The sequence below is a fragment of the Fibrella aquatica genome, from assembly GCF_041321135.1.
In the GTDB taxonomy this organism is placed as follows: Bacteria; Bacteroidota; Bacteroidia; order Cytophagales; family Spirosomataceae; genus Fibrella; species Fibrella aquatica.
In genome coordinates this window covers 172,426-198,582 of sequence record NZ_JBGGWF010000002.1, presented here as the reverse complement: position 1 = coordinate 198,582, position 26,157 = coordinate 172,426, and the positions used below count along the sequence as shown (strand labels likewise).

Annotated in this window: 22 protein-coding genes; 17 read left to right on the top strand and 5 right to left on the bottom strand. The window is 51.1% G+C overall.

The annotated features are described in order from the left end of the window. Nucleotides 1-56: 56 nt before the first annotated feature. The gene (locus ACAW87_RS04755; RefSeq protein ID WP_370722011.1) at nucleotides 57-1,451 is read right to left on the bottom strand and encodes a TIGR00341 family protein; all 1,395 of its coding nucleotides are present in this window, start codon (nucleotides 1,449-1,451) and stop codon (nucleotides 57-59) included. Between the two features lie 89 nt (nucleotides 1,452-1,540). Between ACAW87_RS04755 and ACAW87_RS04750 the strand changes: the two genes are divergently transcribed. Continuing rightward, entirely contained in the window at nucleotides 1,541-2,785 is a 1,245-nt protein-coding gene (locus tag ACAW87_RS04750) for a cation:proton antiporter (protein WP_370722010.1), read from the top strand. Nucleotides 2,786-2,910: 125 nt separating this feature from the next. On the opposite strand, the gene ACAW87_RS04745 is transcribed toward ACAW87_RS04750, so the two are convergent. Next, nucleotides 2,911-4,278: a chloride channel protein gene (locus tag ACAW87_RS04745; protein ID WP_370722009.1), complete on the bottom strand. Its 1,368-nt coding sequence runs from the start codon at nucleotides 4,276-4,278 to the stop codon at nucleotides 2,911-2,913. 157 nt (nucleotides 4,279-4,435) lie between these two features. On the opposite strand from ACAW87_RS04745, the gene ACAW87_RS04740 reads away from it, so the two are divergent. Then, nucleotides 4,436-5,356: a DUF8428 domain-containing protein gene (locus tag ACAW87_RS04740; RefSeq protein WP_370722008.1), complete on the top strand. Its 921-nt coding sequence runs from the start codon at nucleotides 4,436-4,438 to the stop codon at nucleotides 5,354-5,356. Here ACAW87_RS04740 and ACAW87_RS04735 read toward each other — a convergent pair. Further along, complete coding sequence (locus tag ACAW87_RS04735; protein ID WP_370722007.1) at nucleotides 5,353-6,030, bottom strand: metalloprotease family protein; 678 nt, start codon at nucleotides 6,028-6,030, stop codon at nucleotides 5,353-5,355. The two genes, ACAW87_RS04740 and ACAW87_RS04735, sit on opposite strands and share 4 nt — an antisense overlap. Before the next feature lie 156 nt (nucleotides 6,031-6,186). On the opposite strand from ACAW87_RS04735, the gene ACAW87_RS04730 reads away from it, so the two are divergent. Then, nucleotides 6,187-7,011, top strand: coding sequence for a glycine-rich domain-containing protein (locus tag ACAW87_RS04730; protein WP_370722006.1), 825 nt, complete (start codon nucleotides 6,187-6,189; stop codon nucleotides 7,009-7,011). Nucleotides 7,012-7,074: 63 nt separating this feature from the next. On the opposite strand, the gene ACAW87_RS04725 is transcribed toward ACAW87_RS04730, so the two are convergent. After that, entirely contained in the window at nucleotides 7,075-7,944 is an 870-nt protein-coding gene (locus ACAW87_RS04725) for an SDR family oxidoreductase (protein ID WP_370722005.1), read from the bottom strand. Nucleotides 7,945-8,103: 159 nt separating this feature from the next. Between ACAW87_RS04725 and ACAW87_RS04720 the strand changes: the two genes are divergently transcribed. From ACAW87_RS04720 to ACAW87_RS04655, 14 genes are all read left to right on the top strand, one after another. Then, nucleotides 8,104-9,600, top strand: coding sequence for a helix-turn-helix domain-containing protein (locus ACAW87_RS04720; RefSeq protein ID WP_370722004.1), 1,497 nt, complete (start codon nucleotides 8,104-8,106; stop codon nucleotides 9,598-9,600). A 50-nt stretch (nucleotides 9,601-9,650) separates the two neighbouring features. Continuing rightward, nucleotides 9,651-10,946: an NCS2 family permease gene (locus tag ACAW87_RS04715; RefSeq protein ID WP_370722817.1), complete on the top strand. Its 1,296-nt coding sequence runs from the start codon at nucleotides 9,651-9,653 to the stop codon at nucleotides 10,944-10,946. Nucleotides 10,947-11,015: 69 nt separating this feature from the next. Beyond that, entirely contained in the window at nucleotides 11,016-11,543 is a 528-nt protein-coding gene (locus ACAW87_RS04710) for a GNAT family N-acetyltransferase (RefSeq protein ID WP_370722003.1), read from the top strand. Nucleotides 11,544-11,599: 56 nt separating this feature from the next. Further along, nucleotides 11,600-12,289: a uracil-DNA glycosylase family protein gene (locus tag ACAW87_RS04705; RefSeq protein WP_370722002.1), complete on the top strand. Its 690-nt coding sequence runs from the start codon at nucleotides 11,600-11,602 to the stop codon at nucleotides 12,287-12,289. A gap of 13 nt (nucleotides 12,290-12,302) precedes the next feature. Further along, complete coding sequence (locus tag ACAW87_RS04700; RefSeq protein ID WP_370722001.1) at nucleotides 12,303-13,478, top strand: DUF819 family protein; 1,176 nt, start codon at nucleotides 12,303-12,305, stop codon at nucleotides 13,476-13,478. A 215-nt stretch (nucleotides 13,479-13,693) separates the two neighbouring features. Then, nucleotides 13,694-14,758: a sulfite exporter TauE/SafE family protein gene (locus ACAW87_RS04695; RefSeq protein ID WP_370722000.1), complete on the top strand. Its 1,065-nt coding sequence runs from the start codon at nucleotides 13,694-13,696 to the stop codon at nucleotides 14,756-14,758. A 173-nt stretch (nucleotides 14,759-14,931) separates the two neighbouring features. After that, on the top strand, nucleotides 14,932-16,122 hold the full coding sequence (locus ACAW87_RS04690) for a trans-sulfuration enzyme family protein (protein ID WP_370721999.1): 1,191 nt from the start codon (nucleotides 14,932-14,934) through the stop codon (nucleotides 16,120-16,122). Between the two features lie 13 nt (nucleotides 16,123-16,135). Next, a complete protein-coding gene (locus ACAW87_RS04685) occupies nucleotides 16,136-17,224 on the top strand; it encodes a Gfo/Idh/MocA family protein (protein ID WP_370721998.1) in 1,089 nt (362 codons plus the stop codon). A 116-nt stretch (nucleotides 17,225-17,340) separates the two neighbouring features. Continuing rightward, entirely contained in the window at nucleotides 17,341-18,078 is a 738-nt protein-coding gene (locus ACAW87_RS04680; protein WP_370721997.1) for a phosphoadenylyl-sulfate reductase, read from the top strand. Nucleotides 18,079-18,198: 120 nt separating this feature from the next. Continuing rightward, the gene (gene cysD, locus ACAW87_RS04675) at nucleotides 18,199-19,095 is read left to right on the top strand and encodes a sulfate adenylyltransferase subunit CysD (protein WP_370721996.1); all 897 of its coding nucleotides are present in this window, start codon (nucleotides 18,199-18,201) and stop codon (nucleotides 19,093-19,095) included. A 94-nt stretch (nucleotides 19,096-19,189) separates the two neighbouring features. Beyond that, nucleotides 19,190-20,434: a sulfate adenylyltransferase subunit 1 gene (locus ACAW87_RS04670; RefSeq protein ID WP_370721995.1), complete on the top strand. Its 1,245-nt coding sequence runs from the start codon at nucleotides 19,190-19,192 to the stop codon at nucleotides 20,432-20,434. A 101-nt stretch (nucleotides 20,435-20,535) separates the two neighbouring features. After that, entirely contained in the window at nucleotides 20,536-21,120 is a 585-nt protein-coding gene (locus ACAW87_RS04665; protein ID WP_370721994.1) for a nucleotidyltransferase family protein, read from the top strand. Between the two features lie 431 nt (nucleotides 21,121-21,551). Beyond that, nucleotides 21,552-22,526, top strand: coding sequence for a porin (locus ACAW87_RS04660; protein WP_370721993.1), 975 nt, complete (start codon nucleotides 21,552-21,554; stop codon nucleotides 22,524-22,526). Continuing rightward, complete coding sequence (locus ACAW87_RS04655) at nucleotides 22,462-23,835, top strand: voltage-gated chloride channel family protein (protein ID WP_370721992.1); 1,374 nt, start codon at nucleotides 22,462-22,464, stop codon at nucleotides 23,833-23,835. Before ACAW87_RS04660 ends, ACAW87_RS04655 begins: the two co-directional genes overlap by 65 nt. A 51-nt stretch (nucleotides 23,836-23,886) precedes the next feature. Here ACAW87_RS04655 and ACAW87_RS04650 read toward each other — a convergent pair whose 3' ends face one another. Further along, nucleotides 23,887-26,136: a xanthine dehydrogenase family protein molybdopterin-binding subunit gene (locus tag ACAW87_RS04650; RefSeq protein WP_370721991.1), complete on the bottom strand. Its 2,250-nt coding sequence runs from the start codon at nucleotides 26,134-26,136 to the stop codon at nucleotides 23,887-23,889. Nucleotides 26,137-26,157 lie beyond the last annotated feature (21 nt).

The window sequence follows — 26,157 nt, the reverse complement described above, 5'->3', positions numbered from 1 at the left end:
TGGGGTAAATGGTCATACCGGGTAAAGCCCGGCGAGACCACTTACCCCAACTACACTTACTCCACAATCAGCTTGATGCGTTTGCTTTTGGTGCGGCTTTGCAACCAACGTTGAATCCGGTTGCGTTCGGCCAGAGTATGTCGGCGCGAGAATTTGGCGTAAACCAGCAGAACCGTGTCTGGCCTGGCACTATTACCACTCATCACTAGCGAACGGGCGGCGGTAAACGTCTGCACGTCGGGCATCAGGGTCTTCAGTTCATTGCGCAGATCAGCTACGGGTAAATTTGCATTTTGCGTGAGTTCAATATACCGCCGTAACGAATCGATGGTGTATTCTTTCCGCGCAATCGATGATTGGCTATACTTGATTACCTGATCGGTGATCGTATTTTTCAGGGCATCTACGTCTATTTCGGCGTCTTTAAAATTACCCTGCTTTACTACAAGTAGGGTATTATTTAACCCGTATGGCAGCATCTTCGAACGCAAATGGTTGATCGAATCTTTCGGCATCGACTCGCCCACCATGGTAAGTTGCAAGCGGGGTTGTGTACGATTATAGTCGGCATTGTAGCTAATGACCTGCCGGTATTCGAAGTTACATTCGTTGGCAACGAACCGTTTGGCCGCCTGTTCGAACAGGGTTTTTCGCACAATCTGATAAGCCAGGTACGTACTAGGCACCAGCACAATCAGTACAGATACCCAGATTGTTTGCCGAACCCGCCTTTCTACCTCGATCGTTGGGTACTGCTTTTGGTGATAGCCCAGAAAACGAACAATCAGGTACGTTGCCAGGCTAATGCACACGCTGTTGATCAGAAACAGGTAGAAGGCGCCGGCAAAATAGTATACATTCCCGGTGGAGAGGCCATAGCCGGCCGTGCAAAGAGGGGGCATCAGGGCAGTGGCAATGGCGACGCCCGGCACCACGTTAGTCACCTTCTCGCGACGGGAGCCCGCTACAATACCGGCCAAGCCGCCGAAAAAGGCAATGAACGCATCCCAAACCGTGGGCGATGTACGGGCCAGCAACTCAGATTGAGCAATGTGCAGCGGACTGAGCACAAAGTACAGCGTAGACGTCAGCAGACTAATAAAGACCGCGATGCCGAGGTTTTTCAGGGCTCGCATAATCATCTCCAGATCATTGATGCCAATGCCTAACCCTATACCCATGATGGGCCCCATGAGCGGCGAAATAAGCATGGCCCCGATGATTACCGCCGTTGAATTCACGTTGAGGCCGATAGAGGCAATGAAGATGGCAAAAATCAGGGTCCACAGATTAATACCCTTAAACTCAATGCCCCGGCTAATGCTTTCGATCACACCAGCTTCGTCGTCTTTATCCTCATCGAGGCTAAAACGTTCGCGCAGAAACACGCTGAAACGGGTTAACACATCTGTATGTTTGGGGCGGCGAAGGTTTGGGTCTTTAACAAGCATAGGTCAAGGTATATTACCAGTTGTTGGCCAGGCACCGGCAGGCTGTCGTAGCCGAAAATAGTTTAATCTCGTAAATTTCTACAAGGTATATGGACTTATTTACCCTCATCACAGTACTGATTGTTGTTTCGGCCCTATTCGCTTACCTCAACATCCGGCTTCTTCACTTACCCGATGCTATCGGGGTCATGCTGCTATCGTTGCTGTTTTCTGTGGGGCTCATTTTGCTCAACGCCCTGCAACCCAGTTGGCTAAGCACTGTTCGGGAAACGGTAGAGCAAATTGATTTTGGGCGTGTCTTGTTCGATGTCATGCTTAGCTTTTTACTCTTTGCCGGGGCTTTTCATACCGATGCGGCTCAGCTACGCCTCGAACGCCGGTCGGTTATGTTGTTTGCCTGCGTTGGGGTTCTCTTCAGCACATTTCTGATCGGCACAGGTCTGTATTATCTGGCCCTTTGGCTCGGTTACGGCATTTCTTATCCGCTTTGCCTGCTTTTCGGTTCGCTCATCTCACCTACCGACCCTATTGCCGTGCTGGGTATTCTGTCTAAATTCAAGTTGCCCGAAAGTGTAAAGCTCAATATTGTGGGTGAATCATTATTCAACGACGGCGTGGGCGTAGTCGTTTTCGCCTCTATTTTTCGAGTTGTGGTCGACGGAACAGAACATTTCAACGCTGCCAACATCGGATTGCTATTTGCAGAAGAAGCCGGGGGAGGTATCTTATTCGGCATTGCGCTTGGGTACGTTATGTTGCGGTTGCTTCGCTCCATCGATCATTATCAAACGGAAGTGATTATCACGCTGGCCGGGGTAATGGGCGGTTATTTGCTGGCTCAACAACTGCATATTTCCGGTCCGCTTGCGATGGTCGTTGCCGGTTTGCTGGTAGGTGGAAAGGCCCGGCAGGGCGCGATGAGCCATCAGACGGAGGAATACGTCGATAAATTCTGGGAGATTGTAGACAGCATTCTCAACGTGGTTCTTTTTGTGCTGATTGGACTGGAACTGCTGATCATCGAGCTTAAATGGAGTTACGTGCTGATCTGTCTGCTGGTGATTGGTCTGGTATTGCTGTCCCGGTTTATCTCCATCTGGGTTCCGTTCCGGTTGGCCCACCGCTGGCTCGACCTCGACAGTAAAGCCCCTGTTATGCTTACCTGGGGCGGCCTTCGGGGCGGAATATCTATTGCCTTAGCCCTTTCCATTCCAAACAGTTTCTCCGAGAAAGGACTGCTCGTTACCATCACCTATGCTGTAGTCCTGTTCTCGGTACTTGTGCAGGGCCTTACCATGGAAAAGCTAATCAGAAGGCTGTATCCGGCCTCATAGAGGTGGGGGTGATTTGGTGAGGGGTGAAGAGTGAAAGTTACTTTCGTTTGGGTAATGACCTTACGAAGGTAACCTTCACCCTTCACTCCTCACCAAATCACCCCTCACCCCTCGTCCTTCACCCCTCACCCCTCACCCCTCACAACCGCTTCGTCAACGAATCCTTCTTTCAGGTGTTCATAGAAGGAAACAGGGTCGACCAGCGACGCTGCGCCCTGGGCCATGAGGCCACCCAACAGCAGTTGAAAAATAGCCGAGTGGCGGTCTGTCATTTCGAGCACCAGAATGGCCGCCGTGAAGGGCGACCGCACCACACCAGTCAAAAAGCTAACCATACTGACCAAAATAATCAGGTTATGATCAACGGGATCGATGCGGGTTAGCTGAGCTAGTTCGTCGCCCAAAATAGCTCCGGCGCTGAGTGAAGTGGCAAAGATGCCCCCGGCCCCGCCACTACTGTAGCTAAGCGCCATGCCCGCAAAACGCACCGGAAACATGTACCAGGCCGTTTGGTCACCCGTCTGAAAAAGCAACCGGTTAATGATGGGCTTACCGGTACCGATAGCATCGGTGCCTACCCAAAATGCCAAACTGGCCATTAATAACCCGCAACCGATCACCCAGCCAACCTGTTGCATCGGTTGCTTAAACCGTTTCCTGATCGCATTCAGTTTTAGCAGCGCTTTGGCAAAGAGCGCGCCCGCCAGTCCGCAGAAGAGGGCTACCAGTACCACCACCCCCAGAAACAGACCGGTAGAACTGGTTACTTTAGGAAAGCCCAGGTAGAGGTAAGGACCCAGAATAGCCTGAGCGGTCATACCGGCGATGATTACGGCCGTGAACACCGCCGTCCGGAACTGGGTGATGTGCGTTTGGGTCAGTTCTTCCACCACAAAGACGATACCGCCCAGAGGGGTGTTGAACGCCGCAGCTAGCCCGGCTGCCCCACCTGTAATGAGTGCGATTTGCCGGGAAAGCTGTGGCCAGCCGGCGGGTTGTAATCGATTGATAGCCCGAAAGATAGCCGCCGAAATCTGAATCGTCGGCCCTTCGCGACCAATCACGCCACCGCCAATCAGCAGCACCGCACTACTGACCACTTTCACAATGGCCACTCGCAAACTGAGCAGATACCCTGTATGCCCGTGTTGCGCAGGATTGGACAATTCAATACCTGCCATTACCTGCGGAATACCACTTCCCCGCGCTGCCGGGGCCAATTTATGAACCAATGCCCACGACACCAGAAAGGCGATCGGTGTCAGTATAAAGGCTAACCAGGGTCGGGCAGTTAGCCATTCGAAGCTGGTCTGTTCGGCCCACACAAAGAGCTTCTCGTAGCCTACCGCCGCCAAACCGGTCAGTATAGAAGCAATCCAAAATGGTATACTCTGGAGAATTAACTCACGAACGCGGTCTGTGTATAATCGGCGAATCAGGTATCGATCGATCCAGGCCAGTACCTGCGCGTAACGGGATATCTTAACAGACATAGGTGGTATGGTAACTACCTATTCTAACGCACAACAGACTGATCAGATTAGTTAAAAGCCTGTTTCTAAGTAAATTCTAAGTTTTATTTAAGCGCTGTATAACGCTTGAATAGGATGTTTACTGATGTATTAACAACTCATTAAACAACGTACCTACATGGAAGACTACACTCAAAAAACGGGATGGGTAACCTGGCTGTTGGGCGGGCTGACAATCTTATTACTAGGGGGCGGCTATTACGTCTGGAATCAGAACAAAACTCTGATCCGGCAGTCGGATCTGAGCAAGCGCGCCGCCGACTCGCTTGTTTCTGTGAAATTTCACCTGGAGGGCGACGTGCGTAAACTGGAACAGGAATTGCAATCGGCCATTGAAGCGAAAACAGCCATCGACAGCCGGCTCAGTTCCGTAGAAAATCAGTTGGCGCAACGGAACCGGATCGTTACTCAATTGACTCGTACCGGCAGCAACCGGAGGCAGACGATTCAAGCGCTGAATCAGAACCTGGAAACCTTGACGGTGGGCCGCGATAGTCTGACCAATCAGATGAATGCGATGCGCGAAAAAATTGGCTGGCTGACTGACTCCGGCACCGTATATCGCAACCGTAGTCTGCAGTTGGCCGATGATATTGCTCAACTGAATACCACATTACTAACAATGGTACCCCGGTCTGACCTGCGAAGTGATTTGTTCCGGGTCGAAGCTGTCAAGTCGAATAAGAAGGAAACAGCAAAAGCCAAAAAGATAAATGCACTCACCGTTTCACTGAACGTACCTGCCAATACGGGGCTGTCTGGTCAGCAGGAGGTGTATCTAGCTATTACCAACGGTGAAAAGAAAGCGGCTTTGCCCCCACTCCGCAGTCTCACTGTTATGCTGCCTACTGTGAACGAAGTGGTAGAAGTGAATGCCGTTCAATCTGTTCAATTTGGCAGTAATTCACAGCGCATCGTTTTCCATCTGGATTCGGTTGCAGATTTGAAGCCGGGACTTTATCGCGCTTCCGTCTATACAAAGGATACGTACCTGGGCTCTGTTGAATTCAGTTTCCGGGACAGTTTTTGGTTCTTTTAGCCCTCAACCCGCTCAAAATAGTATGTTCGGTTTTCAACGTCTATATCGTCATAAGTAAACATATGACGGTGCTGATTTTTGCGCCAGAAATTGATGAGCACGAAATCGCCGATACAGCCAGTGGTGTGCAGAAAAAGCAGTGTAGCCCAGGCAACGGCAAATTGAGGCATAACTGCCCAGGCAATCACCAAGGCTATGCTGATGAACACGAAGGGCATTACTGCTACATAAGCCACCTCGCGCAGAGTCATCACATAGTTTTGCGCATAGGCATACGCCATCATGCCTTTCCACGACCAGCCATAGCCAACGCGGGGAGCACCTACCCGTTTAAAAAAAATACCGTGAATAAACTCGTGTACAGTGATTAATGGGAAGAAAGCGACTAATCCTGCAAGAAACTGAATGCCGCTACTAATCAGCGCCTCTTTGGGTAACCACCTGGCAATCCCTGTACCGATAAGCCAGCCGAAGCCGACCGATACCAGCATGAACAGCGCGAAGCCAGCCGCCTTTTTAAGACGTTGAGGTGTTGTGACCGGCTTGTCTGTTGCCTTCTTCCCGGGCGACATGCCCAGTTCGCGGACCAGGAACTGCATCATCTCTTCAATTTTGAACGATTCGACAAGGCGGTATCGGCCTGATTCGTGCAAGTCTTGAATAGTAGGTTTCATGAGAGGAAATATAACCGGAAATAATCAAATTTATAAAATGACCTATTTAAAAACCGCTGAGTAAAAGTCTGCCTTGCCTAGTCAACAATTTGGTAACAAATCCTTAACAGACAAGGCTTGCACAGATCAACGATTACCGCGATATTTCTTACCAATATGAAAGCGATAATCGATCGAATGTCCGGAGACGAAGCGGCCCTCTGGACTAAACTCAGCACCTTCTCGATAGATGGTCCTGATACCCGCCTCACCTTTGCGGCAAGGCTTGCCCGAGAAAACGGGTGGAACCGCGTCTATACCCAACGCGTGCTGGAAGAATATCGTAAATTTCTCTTCCTCTGCTGTGTTACCCCAACCGGCGTAACCCCATCCGACGCGGTTGACCAGGCGTGGCACCTGCACCTGACCTACACCAAATCGTATTGGATCGACCTCTGCCGCCATACACTCGGGCACGACATTCACCATAACCCAACACAGGGTGGCGTGAGCGAAGGAGAAAAGTTCGACGGTATGTACAGTCATACCCATGACCTGTATGAGCACTATTTTGGGGCTACTCCCCCGGCCGATATCTGGCCCGAAAATGAGCAGCGCTTCACCGATATTGACTTTGAGCGGGTAAATCGGCGCACAAACTGGGTCATGCGTAAGCCGACTTGGGTGGCTCCGAAAATGATCGCGGCGGGTGCCGCAATGTTGCTCGTTGCCGGGCTTTTTCTCCAATCAAATAACAGTTTATTACTGATGCTACTTGCCGGACTGACGGTAGTAATCATTACGGTGACTAACCTGTCAGCAAGCTCTAATGACAAACGTCGCGACAACAATTCGGGTGGTGACGGAGGGGGCTGCGGGGGCGTGACGGACACCGGCGATGGTCACCACGGTGGTGATAGCGACGGAGGCGGTGGAGACTCGGGCTGCTCGGCCGGTGGGTGTAGCAGTGGCTGCGGGGGAGGCTGTGGAGGTGGTGACTAATAAAAAATCCGGCGGTGCATGAGGCACCAACCGGATTTGAACACAAGCTACGGATTGTGTGATTTAGGCATTCCCACCGTTCACATCCAGCAGGCTACCTGTGATGTATGAGCCATCGGCCGATGCCAGCAGCACGTAGGCGGGCGCTAACTCGTCGGGCTGACCGGGGCGTTGCAAAATCGTTTTGCTGGCGGCTTCCTCTACCCCTTCAGGTCCCATACCTGCGCCGGGCAGGAACGGTGTGTAGATAGGTCCAGGTAACACGGCATTCACCCGAATTTTCTGCTCGCCCAGTTGGGTGGCCAGTGACATTGTGAAAGCATGGATAGCTCCTTTTGTCGACGCATAATCGACCAGTTTGGGCTGACCCATTTTGCCCACGATGCTCCCTGTGTTGATAATCACGTCATGCTCGTGCAGGTGCGGAAGAGCTGCCTGTACCATGAAAAAGTATCCGAGAATATTGGTATCGAACGTGCGGCGTAACTGCTCTTCAGTAATATCGATCACGTTTTCCACAATATGCTGGTAAGCGGCGTTATTGACCAGAATATTCAGTTTACCGAACTCACTTACCGTCTGATCAACTGCTTTCTGGCAGTTCGCTTTGCTTCGCACATCGGTTGGAATTAGCAGGCATTTGGTGCCAAACTGTTCGGCCAGGCGTTTGGTTTCGTCGGCATCTTCCTGTTCCTCTGCCAGATATATAATGGCTACGTTGGCGCCTTCTTTGGCGTAGGCTACGGCTACAGCCCGGCCAATACCGCTATCACCACCGGTAATGATGGCTACTTTGCCCGCCAGTTTACCAGCTGCGTTGTAGCCGGATAAATCACTCTGCGGTTCAGGGGTCATCTTGGCCTGAATGGCCGGAAAATCCTGTACTTCACTTTTCAATTCACCACTCTTCGGGCGTTTTACTACTTGTTCCATAGATTTAAAGAATCTGTAAATAATACGTTGACTCGGCAACGCCGACACTCCATAAAGAGCCGTAAATGTGATTGATTGTTTCGTTATTACGTCTAAACGGCCAATTTACCGGGCTTCCAATCGAGAATGTTATCTTTATAGCGAATTAACTACCTGCCTGTGTCGCTCTCTTCCGATCATATCCGCCTGCTGTTTGGGCTCAAACTCCGTCAACTTCGTCAGGAGCGGGGTATCTCCGTGAGTGAACTGGCCCTGCGGTCGGGGATGGCCATTTCCTACATCTCAGAAATCGAAAAGGGACGTAAATACCCCAAAGCCGATAAAATTTCGGGCCTTGCCCGGGCACTCGACGTTGATTATGACACGCTGGTTTCGCTGAAGGTCAACAAGAAACTTGCTCCCATCGCTGACCTCCTCCGCTCCAAGTTCCTGACCGAAATACCGCTCGAACTGTTTGGTATCGATCCCTCCGACCTGCTCGATCTGCTGGCTGGAGCACCCGATAAAGTCAGCGCCATGATTCGTACGTTCATGGATATTGCGGTGAGTTACAACATGAGCGTAGAACGACTGTATCTGACCATGTTACGCTCCTATCAGGAGATCAACGATAACCATTTCGAAGACATTGAAGCCGACGCCACGCGATTTCTGGCCGAATTTGCCTCTCCCGGAACTGCCGCCGATTCAGGGCTGCTGACGAACCTGCTTAAAACACGCTACACCGTCAGAATCACTAACTTTGATCCGGTTCACCAGCCTGAATTAGCCCCCCTCCGATCCGTCTACCGCCCCGAATCTAGGACATTATACCTCAATAGTACTTTGTCTGAACCGCAGCGTTCTTACGTACTGGCCCGGGAAGTGGGCTTTCATTACCTGAACCTGAAAGTCCGCCCCTATACCTATGCCTACGTCGAAGCCGAGTCGTTCGAGCAGATCCTGAATAACTACAAAGCGTCGTATTTCGCCGGGGCAGTTCTTATTCGCCGCGATTCGATGGTAGCCCGGCTTAATGAACTATTTGCCCGCGACACCTGGAGTAATGAAGCCCTGCTGGCCATTATTGATGAGGTTGGAGCCACTCCCGAACGATTCTTTTATCGCCTCAGTAACGTATTGCCCCGCGACTTTGGCATTGATCAACTCTTTTTCTACCGCTTCAACCATACTCCCGGCCAAACGACGTTTGCGCTGACAAAAGAAATGCACCTCTCCCGGCAGCAGGGGCCTCGCGGAATGGTGGATGAGCATTTTTGCCGACGCTGGGTTGCGCTAACCAGTTTGCAGGAACTGGGATTTCTGCAACATCACAAAGATTTTAGCGGCTCATTATGCCGGGCACAGCTTTCTACCTACGCCGATACCGGCCAAACGTTTCTGGTTGTATCGGTAGCACACCCCCACCGGTCCGACAAAACAGATGCCAGTTCTGATCAGAATATGAGTGTGTCGATGTGTTTCGTGGTGAATGATACGCTTCGTAGCAAGATGCGCTTTCTCAACAATCCCGACAGCAGTATTCCCCACCGAGTGGTGAACGAAGCCTGCGAACGGTGCGGTATTTTCGACTGCCGCGAGCGCGTTGCTTCTCCCACAATTCTCCAGAAAAAACGGCAGTTAGAGGCCATGAAAGGCGCTCTGGACATACTGTAAATGGTGCCTAATGCTGATCCGTAAACTTTAGACCCTGCACTTTGGATTCCATACGCACTTCGGCCAAAACTGAAATTCTGGCCGGCATCTCAACGTTTATTGCCACGATGTACATCATCGTGGTCAATCCAGCTATTTTAAGCCAGAGCGGACTACCCTTTTCGGGTGTTGTGACGGCAACGGTGCTACTATCGTTTTTTTGTAGCCTCATGATGGGTCTTTATGCCCGAAACCCCATTGTGGTAGCGCCAGGCATGGGTCTCAACGCTTTCTTTACCTTTTCGGCCGTGAAAGGCATGGGTATTCAACCCGAAGTGGCGCTGGGTGCCGTTTTCTGGGCGGGGGTGCTGTTTTTGCTGCTCACCATTTTCAACGTCCGAACGGCGCTGGTTCGGGCCATACCCAAGCCACTCCGCTACGCTATTTCGGCAGGAATTGGTCTGTTCATCACCCTTATTGGCTTCGAAAACGCCCATTTTATCATCGCTAGTCCAGCCACACTGGTGCAGATGGCCAGTTTCCGCGATCCAGTGGTCATCACGTTTATGGTTGGTCTGTTGCTTACGGCAGCCTTGGTGGCGCGTAACGTACCCGGCGCTATCATTCTGGGCATAGCCGTCACCACCGCACTCGCCTGGCCCATTGGCCGGTGGTGGGGCGATGCGTCGGCCATAAATTTCGGGAAACCTACGCTGGTGAGTTGGCAGGGCCTGTTTGCCGCCCCAGACTTCAGCCTGATTGGCAAACTGGATCTAATGGGTTCATTGCAGTGGGCGCTGGGGCCGGTCATTTTCGCTTTTGCCTTCACCGATCTGTTCGACAGTATTTCAACCTTCGTAGGTGTATCTGAGGCATCTGGACTACACGACGAAGAAGGCGAACCCCGTAACCTGAACCGATCGTTGCTGACCGACGCCGTGGCTACAACGCTGGCCGGGGTATTGGGAACCAGTCCCGGAACGGCCTACATCGAATCGGCGGTAGGTATTGCGCAGGGTGGGCGGACCGGTCTGGTAGCGATAGTCGCAGGCTGCCTGTTTCTTCCCTTTCTGTTTCTGTCTCCCCTACTCTCGGTTATTCCGGCGCTGGCCACCGCCCCCGCACTGGTTCTCGTGGGCACGTTCATGATTCAACCTGTTACCCGCATTCGCTGGACCGAACTCGATGAAGCCATTCCGTGCTTTCTGGCGCTGGTGCTTATCCCGTTCAGTTATTCCATCACGCAGGGTATTATCTGGGGTTTTCTGAGCTGGACGGTCATCAAGCTGGCAGTGGGCAAACGAGACGAAATCCCCGTAGGCCTGTGGGTTGTCGATGCGTTCTGCGTGGCCTCCCTCTTACTGTAGGCACGTTGTCAGGCAGCATCGAGCCATTATGTATATTCGTAAAAAACACTCGCTTGTCTGCTCTCGATCATGTTTCCCGACCTCACCACCCTAATCCTCGAATCGGAACGTCTTCGGATGTTACCCGTTTCCGAAAACTATACCGACCTTATTTTCCGCGAATTCACGCCCGAGGTAGCCACTTATATGCACCCACGCCCTGCCTCTGAACGAACCGAAACCGAGGCTTTCGTTGAAGCGGCAAAAGCGTGTAACCAGGAAGGCAGCAGTTTGAATATGGTAATTACCGATCGCCAGACAGGTGATTTTCTAGGGTGCGTTGGGCTTCACAAACTCGCCGACAAGCGGCCCGAGTTTGGTATCTGGGTAAAACAGTCGGCGCATATGCACGGGTACGGACGGGAGGCAATTCACACGCTGAAACGATGGGCCGATGAATATATCCCCTACGAATACCTGATCTACCCCGTTGATTCACGTAATATTTCCAGCCGCAAAATTCCCGAATCGCTCGGCGCGGCCATCATTAGCCAATATGACGATACCGGCGGCATGGGTCAGGACCTGACTCTGATCAAGTACCGGATTGAACGGTAACATTTAAACCTGTAAGGTCTAAAAAAAGAGCTTATAGGTTTATTTCACAAAGCAGAATGACATTCTCAGAACGAGCTATCCAGTTTTATCTGAATCAGCACGAACCAGCCGGTTTGCCGATGGGCGTGTCGGCCATGAATCCGTACGCCGATCCGGTAGTGCAGGACATTATCACTCAGTTTTACACTAAATTCTATACCGACCAGCAGCCGCGCGTATTTATTCTGGGCATCAACCCCGGCCGGTTTGGGGCGGGTGTAACGGGGCTTTCGTTTACCACGCCACAGAATTTAGCCCGGTACTGCGGCATCCCAAACAACTTGCCTCCTACACCCGAACTATCCAGCCGGTTCATATACAAGGTTATTGATGCATTTGGCAGTGTAGACGCGTTTTATGGCCGTTTCTTTCTCTCATCGCTTTATCCGCTGGCGCTGGTAAAAGACGGGAAAAACTACAATTTCTACGACGACAAAGCCACAACACAAGCATTATGGCCTGTGATGATCGACAGTTTACAGCAGCAACAAACGTTTGGCTGCGATCGGCGTACTGCCATCTGCCTGGGTCGTAAAAATGAGACTTTCCTGAAAAAACTCAACGATCAGCATGGCTTTTTTGATCGAATTCTGACGGTTGATCACCCGCGTTATATTCTTCAATACCGATCGAAGCATCTGGAACAATACGTAGACACGTACCTAAACGTGTTGGCCGACTGCCTACCCGATCAATTTCCCAGGTAGCTTGCTTGCCAGAATGAACGGAAGTAACTATGTTGCAATCAGGCTGCTACTAACCGCACCACTCCCACCCTTGTTCATTCTGTCTGTCCTGTTTCTCAACGTCTTCATTTGCGAATGGCTGACGACAAAGCCCTATTTTCAGTCGCTGGGCACCGCTTTGCTGGTTATTATCCTGACTGCCATTGAGGCTAATCTGGGGCTTATTCCTACCTCAGATATCCCTTTGTACGATGGTATTTTCACCTATGTGGCCCCATTTTCTTTGTTTTTGCTACTTCTGCAAGTGAACCTGAATGACTTGCGTCGGGCTGGACTACCTATGTTGACCATGTTTCTGGTAGGTTCTGTCGGCACCATAGCTGGTGTGCTCAGCAGCATGTGGCTTTTCAGTGGCCCACAAACGGTTGGCAACCTTTATTACGCGCTGGCGGGAATGTTTACAGGTACGTATATCGGCGGCAGCATTAATTTTCACGCGCTGGCATTGCACTATGGCGTATCTAAAGCGGGCAATTTGTTTGTGGCCGCCACCGCCGCTGACAATATCATGACGGCGATCTGGATGGCAGCCAGTCTGGCCATTCCGCAGGCGTTGCAACGCTTTTGGCCACGCCGTGAGTCGACGCTACCAGTCGAAACCGCCAATACCTTGCTAACGAACGATCAGGAAACGGTTTCACCCTTGCATCTGTCGCTGTTGCTGGCCATGGGCACCGGCGGCATTTTTCTGTCTAAAGAAGTAGCATCAATCTGGCCTGCAATTCCGTTTGTGCTGGTACTCACAACGCTTGCGCTCACTCTTGCACAGTTTAGAACCATTAATCAACTGCGCGGAAGCCGGTTATTAGGACTACTGGGCATTTATCTGTTTCTGGCCGTGATTGGTGCCTACTGCGACCTGTCGGCACTGCTTCGCGATGGGCAACTGGCCGTTGTGCTATTCGGCATGATTTGCGGCATCGTGCTCATTCATGCCCTCATTGTGTATGGAATTGGTGCGCTCTTTAAAATCGATTGGGCCGTGCTCAGTATTGCCTCACAAGCCAACATAGGTGGGGCAACATCAGCGCTGGCCTTGGCCCGAAGCCTCAACCGCCCCGATCTGCAGCTCCCCGCCGTGCTGGTTGGCTCGCTCGGCAACGCAATCGGAACGTACCTGGGTATCCTCGTCGCTGAGGGGCTCCGTTGAACTAATGCCCCTACGCCAAAGCCGAGAGATTGAATTTTTCTGATTATTTCTACCTGTTTTTCAGGATTCGACGCGAAATACACCAGCTTAGTGAACTATGCTGACTGAATATTTCTTTTACCTTTGCATCACATCAACCTGCTAAAAAACGCCACAATAGCTGTGGCGTTTTTCATAACAACACTAATCTATTAAGTCGATATAGTTAATACATTATGCAAATCGACAACCAGGCCGACCCCGTTTCTGAGCCCATAGCCAACGTACCCACCCCTCCTTTAGATTTAAATGGACTCACGGTTTTGGTTCAGGGGGCGCAGGCTGAACAGCAGGCGCTAGCGATAAAAACGGCGTTTCCGGCCGCGAAAGTAAGTACCGAGCCCCCACGCCCCATTTGGCGGCGCCGTACCCGAACAGAGATTGCGATTTACGTAACGGCAGCCTTTTCGCTGATGATTGTCGGGCATTTGTTGTTTAGCTATTTCACGCTCGATCGAATTACGCTACTGGCCACCTCGGTCAGCATTGAACCCGAATTTTTCTTCTTTCTGATGGCCGGGTTTGTGGCTCAGATGATCGACGGGGCGTTAGGCATGGCCTACGGCGTAACGGCTACCACTTTTCTGATGAGCGTAGGTATCAGCCCGCTTCACGCGACAGCGAGCGTACACAGTTCCGAAATTTTCACGTCGGGTGTGTCGGGCTACATGCACCTTAAGTTTGGCAACATCAACAGCAAGTTGTTTAAAGCCGTACTGATTCCGGGCGTAATTGGTGCCGCACTGGGAGCCTGGTTAATATCCGAGTTATCATCGTTTGAAAGCTATGCCAAAGCACTACAACCCATCATTTCGGTCTACACCGCTTTTCTAGGCATCCTTATCATCCGGAAAGCACTCGTTAAACGCATTGTCAAGAAGCCAATCAAAAACATCGGCCTGCTTGCCTGGACGGGTGGCTTTCTGGATTCGATTGGTGGTGGTGGCTGGGGGCCTATAGTCAACTCAACGCTTATAGCCAGTGGTCGGCATCCACGATACACAATTGGCTCGGTCAATCTGGCCGAATTCTTTATTTCCTTCGCTTCATCCGTTGTGTTTGCCCTCTATGTGGGTCTGGGCAATTACGGGCTCGTGATTCTGGGTCTGATTTTAGGTGGCAGTATTGCGGCTCCCATCGCCGCTCATTTAGCCCAGCGATTGCCCGTTAAAACCATGATGGTATTAGTAGGCATCGTTGTCATCCTCGTAAGTTTGCGGAAAATAATTATGTTCTTTTAAAAAGAGACGTAAGAATCAAGAGATCAGAGACAAGACGGGAGATATGAGAGACAAGAAACGAGATTTCTATATGGTGAAGCTTCTATAGCCTAACCCACTGTCTCTCACATCTTAACTTCCATTTCTTGCTTCTCAAATTTCGTTTCTTGCCTCTCATATCTTGCCTCTGTACCATGAAAAAACAGACCAAAGCCATACGTACCCAGACGAAAAAGACGCAGTACCGGGAACATTCGACCCCACTGTTTCTAACGTCGAGTTTCACCTTTGAAAGCGCCGAACAGGGTAAAGAACTTTTCGAGGAAACGATTGAAGGTAACATCTACAGCCGCTTCTCGAACCCCAACGTAACGGAGTTCGTCGATAAAGTCTGTATGCTGGAAGGGGCCGAAGAAGGCATTGCCACGGCAACGGGTATGGCCGCGGTTTTTGCCTCGATGGCTGGACTACTAAAATCAGGTGATCACCTGGTGGCTTGTCGGGCGTTATTTGGCTCGGCACACCAGATCATCACCCAGATTCTGAGCAAGTGGGGTATCACGCATACGTACGTCGATGCAACGGCTACTGAAGCCGAATGGGAGGCCGCTATGCAGCCAAACACAAGGATGGTCTATCTCGAAACACCCTCGAATCCAGGCCTCGAACTGGTTGATCTGGCCATGCTTGGGCGGTTGAAAGACAAATACGGTTTTATCCTGAACGTGGATAACTGCTTTGCCACGCCCATTCTGCAAACACCCATCGACTTTGGTGCCGATCTGTCGGTTCACTCAGCCACCAAATTCATGGATGGCCAGGGTCGTGTGCTGGGTGGTATTGTTGTTGGTCGTGCTGATTTGATTGCGCCCATCCGGTTTTTTGCCCGCCACACGGGTCCATCGCTGTCTCCGTTTAACGCATGGACATTGTCGAAAAGTCTCGAAACGCTTGACCTGCGGATGGAGCGGCATTGCTCGAATGCGTTGGCACTGGCCGAATCACTGGAAAACCACCCCGACGTAGCCGTAGTGAAGTATCCATTCCTGCCATCGCACCCGCAGCACGATCTGGCCAAGTCGCAGATGAGCGCCGGTGGCGCCATTGTGACGATTGAACTGGAAGGCGGTTTTGAGCGGGTACAGGCGTTTATGGAAGCGCTGCAAATCCCCACACTTTCATCAAACCTGGGCGATTCGCGCACCATTGTGACCAACCCAAACACAACGACCCACGCGAAACTAAAGCCTGACGAGAAAGTAGCCTTAGGCATCACACCGGGCCTCATCCGTATCTCCGTCGGCCTGGAACATATTGACGACCTGATCGCTGATTTCGAACAAGCCGTAACGGTGAGTGCAGAAGTAGTAAAGGAAAACGTGTAGAACCAATCCTATTATGAAGTTACGTCTCTCCATATTTTTTGTACTACTGGTGCAGCTCGCTACTGCGCAAAAAGTCCATAAACCACTTCGAGTTGGTATTGCGGGCCTGACCCATGCGCATGTACATCAGATTTTGGGGCGATTGAAACAGGGCGATCTGGTTTTGGTAGGCATTGCCGAAGCCAACCGCGATTTAGCGAGTCGCCTCACAAAACAGTACGGTATCGATATGGCGCTGGTATATCCAACGCTCGAGACAATGTTGAGCAAAGGCAAACCGGAGGCTGTGCTCGACTTTGGTGCCATTGCCGATCATGTCAACACAGTGAAAGCCTGTGCACCGCTTGGCATTCATGTGATGGTTGAAAAACCACTGGCCACGCGCTATTCAGACGCTGTTGACATGGCTGCACTGGCTAGAAAGCACAACACCCAGTTGCTGACGAACTACGAAACAACCTGGTATGGCAGTAACCACCATGCCTATGCCGTAGCCAATACCGACAAAGCCATTGGCGATATCCGCAAAATTGTGGTGCACGACGGGCACGAGGGGCCTAAAGAGATTGGCTGTAACCCTGAATTTCTGGAATGGCTCACCGACCCTGTGGCAAACGGAGCTGGTGCCCTGTTCGATTTTGGCTGCTACGGAGCCAACCTCTCGACTTGGCTGATGCAGGGACAGCGACCAACGGCCGTTATGGCTGTTACCAAACAGATCAAGCCCGACCTGTATCCGAATGTGGATGATGATGCTACCATTTTACTGACCTACCCAAAAGCCGAAGCCATCATTCAGGCCTCGTGGAATTGGCCGTTTAGCCGCAAGGATATGGAGGTATATGGGCAAACCGGGTACGTGAATACCATTGATGGTACACGCATGCGGATTCGTCTGAAAGCAGATAAAACGGAACGGGCCATAGAAGTACCCCAAACCGAAGCACCGGCCAGAGACCCGTTCACGTACCTGGCTCGCCTGTTACACGGTGAAACAAAACCCGATGCGCTGACATCGCTTGAAAACAACCTAGTTGTTGTCGAAATATTAGACGCCGCCCGAGAGTCAGCCAGAACGGGTAAGGCAGTAGAGTTGAAATAGTCATTAAGTGGTCATTACGCTGCGCTGTCATTGATGGTCATTAGGAATAATAATAGACAGCGCAGCGTAATGACTACTTAATGACTATAAAATGACCACCTAATGACAGTTCAACCATGAGTACCGAACAACCTACTACACACACCTTCGAATCGCTGACAGCCCAATTAGACGGCCTCAACGAGATCGACGCCATTCGTAAGCTGACGGAGTTGTTTCCCGGTCAGGTAGTTTTCTCCACCAGTCTTGGCTACGAAGATCAGGTCATCACCGATCTGATTGCCACAAACGAGTTAGCTGTTCGTCTGTTTACGCTCGACACGGGCCGTATGTTTGGCGAGAGTTACTCTGTCTGGAACAAGACCCTGAGCCGCTACGGCCTGCCCATCGAAACAATGTACCCGAAGCAGGAGGCCGTTGAACAACTAATGACCGCCAAAGGGCCATACAGCATGTATGAGAGCGTCGACAACCGGAAAGAATGCTGTTTTATCCGTAAAGTCGAACCGCTAAACAGAGCTCTGGCGGGGCAAAAAGTATGGATCACCGGCATCCGGGCCGAGCAGTCGGCTAACCGGAACGACATGACCCGGCTCGAGTGGGACGAAGCGCATCAATTAGTAAAGTTTCACCCGTTGATGAACTGGACGTTCGACGACGTAAAGGCCTACGTGAAAGATCATAACGTGCCGTACAATCCGCTGCACGACAAGGGGTTTGTCAGCATCGGTTGCCAGCCGTGTACCCGCGCTATCCAACCCGGCGAAGATTTCCGTGCCGGCCGCTGGTGGTGGGAAGACAACTCGAAAAAGGAATGTGGACTGCATACCCACGAAGAAGTTTTCAAGCCTTAGTAATGTCATTAGGTAGTCATTGATTGTCATTAATTAGTCATTTGTTGTAAAACGAGAAGACCATCTACTGACCATTAATGACAGCGAAGCGTAATGACCACCTAATGACAATCAATGACCATGGATTATTTAGATCAACTCGAATCGGAAGCGATTCACATCATGCGGGAAGTAGCCGGGCAATTTGAACGGCCGGCGCTACTCTTTTCGGGCGGCAAAGACTCCATCACGCTCGTCCACCTGGCCCGCAAAGCGTTCCGTCCCGGTAAATTTCCGTTCCCGCTCGTCCATATCGACACGGGACATAATTTTCAGGAAGCCCTCGATTTTCGTGATTGGCTGGCTAACAGCCTCGGTGAACGACTGATTGTCAGGTACGTTGAAGACACCATACGTACCCGGAAACTGAAAGAGCCAACCGGTCGCAACGCCACCCGCAACGGCCTGCAAACGTTCACCTTGCTGGATACAATCGAAGAGTTTGAGTTCGATGCCTGCATCGGTGGTGCCCGTCGCGACGAAGAGAAAGCACGCGCCAAGGAACGCGTTTTCTCGGTGCGCGACGAGTTTGGCTCGTGGGACCCAAAACGGCAACGCCCCGAGCTTTGGAACCTCTACAACGGCCGGATCCATAAAGGCGAAAACGTACGGGTATTCCCTATCTCGAACTGGACTGAACTCGACGTCTGGAATTACATTCGTCGCGAGAATATTGATCTGCCGAGCCTGTATTTCGCTCATGATCGCGAGTTACTGCTCCGCGATGGTAAATTGATGGCCACTGCCGGCAACGTAATTCAGCAGGAGGCTGATGATGAGCGGGTAACCCGCCGGGTACGTTTCCGCACTGTTGGCGACATTTCCTGCACCGCTGCTTCCGAATCAGACGCCGACACGCTTGACCAGGTGATTGCCGAAATCCAGGCCACCCGCGTTTCTGAACGGGGCGAAACCCGCATGGATGACCAGCTTTCTGAAGCAGCCATGGAAGACCGCAAAAAAGGAGGCTATTTCTGATCAATCAAGAATTAAGAATTAGGAGTTGCGCTGCAAAGCACGATTCTGGTACGCTGACAACTCTTAATTCTTAACTCTTAATTCTTAATTTCTAATGGATTTACTACGTTTTATAACTTGTGGTAGCGTTGATGACGGGAAAAGTACCCTCATCGGTCGGCTGCTGTATGATTCCAAATCAATTCTGGCTGATCAGCTAGAAGCCATCGAAAAAGCCAGCAGAAGTCGGGACAACGGAGAAGTTGATCTGGCCCTGTTGACCGACGGTCTCCGCTCAGAACGCGAACAGGGAATTACCATCGACGTGGCGTACCGCTACTTTCAGACTACGGCCCGTAAGTTCATCATCGTGGATGCGCCGGGGCATATTCAGTACACCCGCAACATGGTAACGGGGGCGTCGAACTGCCAATTAGCCATCGTTTTGATCGATGCACGGCATGGTGTGGTAGAACAGACTCGTCGGCACTCACTCATTGCCAGCATGCTCGGTATTCGGCACGTAGTGGTGGCGGTGAATAAAATGGACCTGGTTGATTTTTCGGAAGATGTGTTCTCGAACATTTGTATTCAGTACGCCGAATTGGCTCAGAAACTGACTATTCCTGACATCACGTACATTCCATTGAGCGCACTTAACGGTGATAACGTGGTTGATCAGTCGGAGTCAATGCCCTGGTACACTGGCACAACGCTGCTAAACCATCTGGAAACGATTGAAATCGACCAGAGCGATAGTCAGTTGCTCGGCCGTATGCCGGTACAACTCGTTATTCGCCCACAAACGGCCGAACTGCCCGATTACCGGGGTTATGCTGGAAAAATCAATAGCGGTTCGTTCTACGTAGGCGAAGCGGTAACGGTACTCCCCTCTGGCGAAAGCTCGACTATATCACGAATCGAGACCAATGAGCAGGACGTTCAGGTCGCGCATGTGAATCAATCAGTTATTCTGCACCTGGCCGATAACATCGACATCAGCCGCGGCGACCTGATTGTACCGTCGGCCAACCAGCCGCTGTTGAGTCAGGACGTAGAGGCTATGCTTTGCTGGATGGATACCAAAACACTTTCGCTGGGCAGCAAATACGTGTTGCAGGTAGGTACGTCCCGGACACGCTGCTCGGTTCGGGCTATTCCGTATCAGCTCAATATTGAAACCTATGAGCAGATCGAAAGCATCGACACGTTGAAACTGAACGATCTGGCCCGTGTGGTGCTGCGTACCGCTCAGCCCATCGCCTTTGATCCGTACGGCCAAAACCGGGCCAACGGTGGCGCTATTCTAATTGACGAAACCAGTAACGTTACAGTCGGCGCGCTGATGCTGCAACATTAGTTTGTTGTTTGAAGTTTGAGGTTTGATGTTGCGCTGCGAAGGCACGATTGGTTCAATAGCAGCGCAACGTCAAACTACAAACTTCAAACCTCAAACCCATCATGACAGTAGGTACCATCATTCTGGCCGCCGGGGAATCATCACGGCTGGGTCAACCCAAACAATTACTGGAGAAGAACGGGCAGCCCCTTGTCCGCCACATGGCCCAGCTGGCCCATGACCTGAACGCCGGGCCGGTGGTCGTGGTAGTTGGCGCCAATTCGGAAGCCGTCACCGAGGCGCTTCACGATATTCAGGTACGTATCGTGCCGAACCCGGACTGGAAAACGGGCATGGCCAGTTCACTGAAAGTGGGCATCGAGTTACTGGAAAAAACATTCCCGGAGGCCATACTCGTATTATTGACCGACCAACCACACGTGAGTCGTGCTTTGGTGGAAGAACTGATCGACACCGCCACATCGACGCACAAAGCCATTGTGGCTAGTGCGTATGGAGATGTCGTGGGTGTTCCGGTACTGTTCAGACCCGAATACTTTGACGCGCTGAAAGAACTCACCGGCGATACGGGAGCCCGAAAGCTGGTACAGCAACATCTGGATGACGTGGCCAGCGTTCCGTTTGAGCAGGGCAGTATTGACTTGGATACCCCCGACGATGTAGCCAAGTGGTTAGGAGAGAATTAGTGGGCTGGGTTTGGCATTCAGCTTTCACAGCACTTACTTTGTCATTCGACTTTTCAGTAATCGGAATTAATTTTTCTTTGATTTACTGAAAGTCGTCTGATTACTACTCAAGCGGATAATTGATTAAACTATTTTTCATCCTTAAAATCAATCGTAATCAATAATATCCTCTCGAGTTAAAGTCAATGAAATACTTTTTATTTTTTCTTATTTCGTGTAATTTATTAGTTGTCAATCAGGCCATTTCGCAATCAGATTCACTACAAAAAACAACGGCACCCAGGCCTGGTGATGTTAAGTGGTACGATCAGTTAGCGATACGGGGATACATGCAGGCACGATACAATCGCCTCCTGGAGACAAACGAAGACCTGAGATGCGAACAGTGTGACCGGTCGTGGGGAAAGGGAGACGGATTTTTTATTAGACGAATGCGCGTCATTTTTTTCGGACAAGTCAGCAAACAGATATACGTTTACATCCAGCCCGATTTCGTCAGCAATGCCAGTTCTGACAGATTGCATTTCGCACAATTACGCGACGCATATGTTGACGTGGGGCTCGACAAAAACAACGAATTTCGATTTAGAATTGGTCAGAGTAAAGTGCCTTTTGGCTTCGAAAATATGCAGTCGAGCCAAAACAGATTGGCCCTGGATAGAAATGACGGTTTAAATAGCGCCGTGTCTAACGAACGTGATCTAGGCGTATTTTTCTATTGGGCATCTAAAGAAAAAAGGAAGTTATTAAGTTACCTCGTCAATTCAGGTTTGAAGGGAAGTGGCGATTACGGTATAATCGGTTTTGGCGTTTACAATGGACAAACGGCAAACAATCCAGAACTGAACGACGAGCTACACGTAGTGGGTCGACTTACGTATCCGTTCAAAGTAAAAAATCAACTCCTCGAAACAAGCATTCAGGCTTACAAAGGTCAATATGTGCTATCGAGATCGAATATTAGCACAGGAACAACGGTTGACAGCGACTTGAATTACCTTGATCAACGAATGGCCGTTACGTTCGTTTTATACCCTCAACCTTTCGGTATTCAAGCCGAATACAATACGGGAAAAGGTCCTGAATTCGACAAAACAACAAACTCAATTCAGACAAAAAACTTGCACGGTGGGTACGTTCAGGTCATGTATAATCAAAAAATCGGCAATCAAACCTTATTTCCTTTTGCTCGGATTCAGCAGTATAAAGGCGGAAAGAAGCACGAGTTAGATGCCCGAAGTTACGAGGTTAAGGAAGCAGAAATTGGCGTAGAATGGCAACCAGTTCGGCAACTGGAAATAGTAGGTATGTATACGATTTCGGAGCGCCGGTTCGAAGATTTTGCACGAAAAAACAACTTGCAATCCGGGCGGTTACTCCGACTACAGGCACAGGTTAATTTTTAAACTAACATTAAAGCTGGAAAAGTCGTTTAGTCGCCGTATTACCCTGCTTACACGCCTTTTTTTCAGGCGGCACACAGCCATCCCCTATATCCTGAAATGGCTGTTCATCAGCGGAATTCTCGGCATTTGTATCGGCACGGCATCGGCGGGATTTTTACAATCGCTGGACTGGGTAACGGCTTACCGGGAAACACACCTTTGGCTGATCGCTTTACTACCCTTTGGCGGTCTGCTCATTGGCATGCTGTACACACACTATGGTAAGGACGTAGAGGCTGGCAACAACCTGCTTATCGATACGATTAATAACCCAGGCGGAACAGTTCCACTCAAAATGGCTCCCTTTGTGTATGTCGGCACCATGGTCACGCATTTGCTGGGGGGCTCGGCTGGTCGCGAAGGCACTGCTTTGCAAATGGCTGGCGCTATTGCCGATCAATTCAGCATCCCGTTGCGCCTGAGCGAAAACGACCGAAAAGTGCTGATCATTGCTGCCATTGCGGCAGGTTTCGGCTCTGTTTTCGGGACGCCCCTGGCAGGTGCCATTTTTGGACTGGAGGTTTTTCTGATTGGCCGCATTACATACGCGGCGCTATTTCCGGTCATCATGTCGGCTACCCTGGCTGATTTAGTGACCAACCTCTGGAAAACTCACCATACCCATTACCATATCGATCTGGTACCGGCTATTTCGCTGCCGACGTTGTTGTATGCACTAGGTGCCGGCCTTGTTTTTGGCTTGTGTGCCGCTTCATTTAGCCGCCTTATTCACACGGTAAGCGCTTTATTCAAAGCCAAGATCAGCTACCCTCCTCTGCGACCATTTATCGGCGGTATTCTTGTAGCGCTCGGCGTTTGGACCATTGGTACTACCAACTACATCGGTCTTGGAATTCCTACCATCCTGGCATCGTTTGAGAAGCAACTACCCGCTTACGATTTCGCGCTGAAGATGGCATTTACACTAATCACGCTGGCCGCCGGTTTCAAAGGAGGCGAAGTAACACCACTCTTCTTCATTGGCGCCACCCTGGGCAATGCCCTTTCTTATTTTGTTCCTCTGCCCACCGAACTGCTGGCGGGCATGGGCTTTGTGGCCGTGTTTGCAGGGGCAACCAACACCCCGCTGGCCTGTACTATTATGGCTATGGAACTGTTTGGTAGTGGCTGTGGCGTATATGTCGCCGTTGCCTGCGTTACCTCCTATCTGGTTTCAGGCCATTACAGTATTTATGGCCGGCAGTTGATCGGCGAGCCCAAACACAGCCGTTTCAGTCAGTATATGGGCAAACGATTGAATGAACTTTGAGGTAATTGGTCGCACCGGGCGGTGCCCAGTTAGACCAATTACCCCAGTTAACTAATACAATACGCGGTCAAGCGTGATGGGTAAATCGTAGATGCGTTTGCCGGTGGCATGAAAAACGGCGTTGGCTACAGCGGCAGGCATACCCACAATACCAATCTCGCCTAGCCCTTTAGCACCAAGCGGATTTACAATATCGTCGTGCTCTTCCACAAAAATCACGTCGAGTTCATGGATATCGGCGGCTACAGATACATGGTACTCAGCCAGATTGTGGTTCATAAACCGACCGTAGCGATGATCCATTTTACTGTCTTCCTGCAACGCACTGCTTATCCCCCACACCATTCCGCCAATAATCTGACTGCGGGCCGTGCGCGGATTTAGAATACGTCCACCAGCTACAGCTGTAACAGCTCGTTTTACGGTTACCGTACCCAAATCTTCGTCTACCTCCACCTCAACGAAAGCCGCCGCATGGGTATGACGCGAGTATTTCTTGATCTCCAGCGGGTTAGGAATAGACGTTGACGTTTCCGTTACGGCCCGCCCCCCGTTCAGCGCTACAATGTCGACCAATGCCATTGATACAGTCGGGTCTTTTTTCAGCCTGAGTTGCCCGTCAAAGAAGGTTACGTCTTTCCAGGTAGCATCATAAAACGGCGATTTGGCATCTTTTGCGGCCAGTTTAAGCAGCTTCTTGCCTAAATCTTCACAAACCTGCTTCACCGCCGAGCCTACCGTCGATGCCGTCCATGAACCGCCCTGAATGGGGGCCATTGGCATTTCGGTATCGCCTAGTTTAAAGATCACATCTTCGATTGGCATACCCAGCGTATCGGCCGCAATTTGGGTCATGATGGTATACGTACCCGTGCCAATATCAGCGGTGGCGCTGCTGACGCGGAGTTTACCGTTTACGGTCAATACGGCTTCGGCGCGGGCTGGCATCCGGCTGGCATCCCAGATTCCGGTAGCCATTCCCCAACCCACCAGATTATGCCCCCGCTTCATGGAGCGTGGTTCGGGGTTGCGCTGATCCCAGCCAAAACGTTGGGCACCCTGATAAAAACAGGCCCGCAGCTCTTTGCTCGAGAACGGTTTACCGCCTTCCGTCCAGTCTTTTTCCGAGTAGTTTTTTAGCCGCAACTCAATCGGATCCATGCCCAATTCGTAGGCCAGAGCATCCATAGCGGTCTCGATCGCATGATCGCCGGTTACACCACCGGGGGCACGCATATCCAGTGGTGAATAAATATCGAGCGGTTTTACCTTGTAGGTTAGCGTAGTGTCAGGTACGTCGTAAAGAATACCCGTCCAGTTCACCACCACTTCAGTATAATCCTCAAACTGAGAGGTGGCTGCCTTAGCGTCGTGCTTGATGGCCGTGATGGTTCCGTCGGTCGAAGCGCCCAGTTCGACTTCCTGTACCGTGTTGGGGCGGTGACCAAATGAGAACATCTGCTGTCGGGTAAGCGTGACCCGTACCGACCGGCGGAGGGCTTTAGCCGCCATAACCGCGAGAAAAAGCTGGTACTGAGGGCGCAAGCCTGACCCAAAGCCACCGCCTACATACGGTGAAATAACCCGTACATGACTGAACGGTAGATCAAAGATCTGCGCCACGTACATCTGGCTGTTCGGCGCGCCCTGCGTTTTGTCATAGATCGTCAGATACGGCTTTCCGTCCTTGTCTTCTTTGCCATACTCTACCGTTGTACCAAACATCTCCATCGGATTATGGTGCTGCGGGCCATGCACGTGACGGGCGTTTATGGATACTGGGGCAGCCGCCATGGCTGCATCGGCGTTACCGCGCGGTTCGGGCGGTAAAGGCTTCAGGAAATGAGAAACGCCGGGCTCAGGGTCACGGGCTTCCGATAAGTTAGCCTCCAGATCAGTTATCGACTGTTCGGCATCATAAACTACTTTAATAAGCGAGGCACCGTAGCGCGCCATTTCAAAGGTATCAGCCACCACCAGCGCAATTGGCTGGCTACTGTACTTAATCTGGTTGTCGTGTAAAGGCCGGAATGGCGAACCCGGCGGGGCATCCTGATCCTTGTAATTCATGTCGAACCAGGCCGTTTTGGGCCGATTCTCATGAGTAAAGACCTCCAGCACACCGGGTAGAGCCAATGCCGCTGCCGTATCGATGCTGGTGATCGTTCCCTTGGCAATCTCACCCGACACCACAAAGCCGTAAGCAAGGTCAGGTACGTTAAATTCGGCGGCGTATTTCGCCTTACCAGTCACTTTATCCAGGCCGTCGACACGTTTGACGGGTTGTCCAATGTAAGTCATGAATGTGTGTGTTTGGGATAG

Coding starts and splice junctions, on each gene's coding strand:
- ACAW87_RS04755 (WP_370722011.1), bottom strand. CDS start 1,451: ATGCTTGTTAAAGACCCAAACCTTCGCCGCCCCAAACATACAGATGTG.
- ACAW87_RS04750 (WP_370722010.1), top strand. CDS start 1,541: ATGGACTTATTTACCCTCATCACAGTACTGATTGTTGTTTCGGCCCTA.
- ACAW87_RS04745 (WP_370722009.1), bottom strand. CDS start 4,278: ATGTCTGTTAAGATATCCCGTTACGCGCAGGTACTGGCCTGGATCGAT.
- ACAW87_RS04740 (WP_370722008.1), top strand. CDS start 4,436: ATGGAAGACTACACTCAAAAAACGGGATGGGTAACCTGGCTGTTGGGC.
- ACAW87_RS04735 (WP_370722007.1), bottom strand. CDS start 6,030: ATGAAACCTACTATTCAAGACTTGCACGAATCAGGCCGATACCGCCTT.
- ACAW87_RS04730 (WP_370722006.1), top strand. CDS start 6,187: ATGAAAGCGATAATCGATCGAATGTCCGGAGACGAAGCGGCCCTCTGG.
- ACAW87_RS04725 (WP_370722005.1), bottom strand. CDS start 7,944: ATGGAACAAGTAGTAAAACGCCCGAAGAGTGGTGAATTGAAAAGTGAA.
- ACAW87_RS04710 (WP_370722003.1), top strand. CDS start 11,016: ATGTTTCCCGACCTCACCACCCTAATCCTCGAATCGGAACGTCTTCGG.
- ACAW87_RS04705 (WP_370722002.1), top strand. CDS start 11,600: ATGACATTCTCAGAACGAGCTATCCAGTTTTATCTGAATCAGCACGAA.
- ACAW87_RS04700 (WP_370722001.1), top strand. CDS start 12,303: ATGAACGGAAGTAACTATGTTGCAATCAGGCTGCTACTAACCGCACCA.
- ACAW87_RS04695 (WP_370722000.1), top strand. CDS start 13,694: ATGCAAATCGACAACCAGGCCGACCCCGTTTCTGAGCCCATAGCCAAC.
- ACAW87_RS04690 (WP_370721999.1), top strand. CDS start 14,932: ATGAAAAAACAGACCAAAGCCATACGTACCCAGACGAAAAAGACGCAG.
- ACAW87_RS04685 (WP_370721998.1), top strand. CDS start 16,136: ATGAAGTTACGTCTCTCCATATTTTTTGTACTACTGGTGCAGCTCGCT.
- ACAW87_RS04680 (WP_370721997.1), top strand. CDS start 17,341: ATGAGTACCGAACAACCTACTACACACACCTTCGAATCGCTGACAGCC.
- cysD (WP_370721996.1), top strand. CDS start 18,199: ATGGATTATTTAGATCAACTCGAATCGGAAGCGATTCACATCATGCGG.
- ACAW87_RS04670 (WP_370721995.1), top strand. CDS start 19,190: ATGGATTTACTACGTTTTATAACTTGTGGTAGCGTTGATGACGGGAAA.
- ACAW87_RS04665 (WP_370721994.1), top strand. CDS start 20,536: ATGACAGTAGGTACCATCATTCTGGCCGCCGGGGAATCATCACGGCTG.
- ACAW87_RS04660 (WP_370721993.1), top strand. CDS start 21,552: ATGCGCGTCATTTTTTTCGGACAAGTCAGCAAACAGATATACGTTTAC.
- ACAW87_RS04650 (WP_370721991.1), bottom strand. CDS start 26,136: ATGACTTACATTGGACAACCCGTCAAACGTGTCGACGGCCTGGATAAA.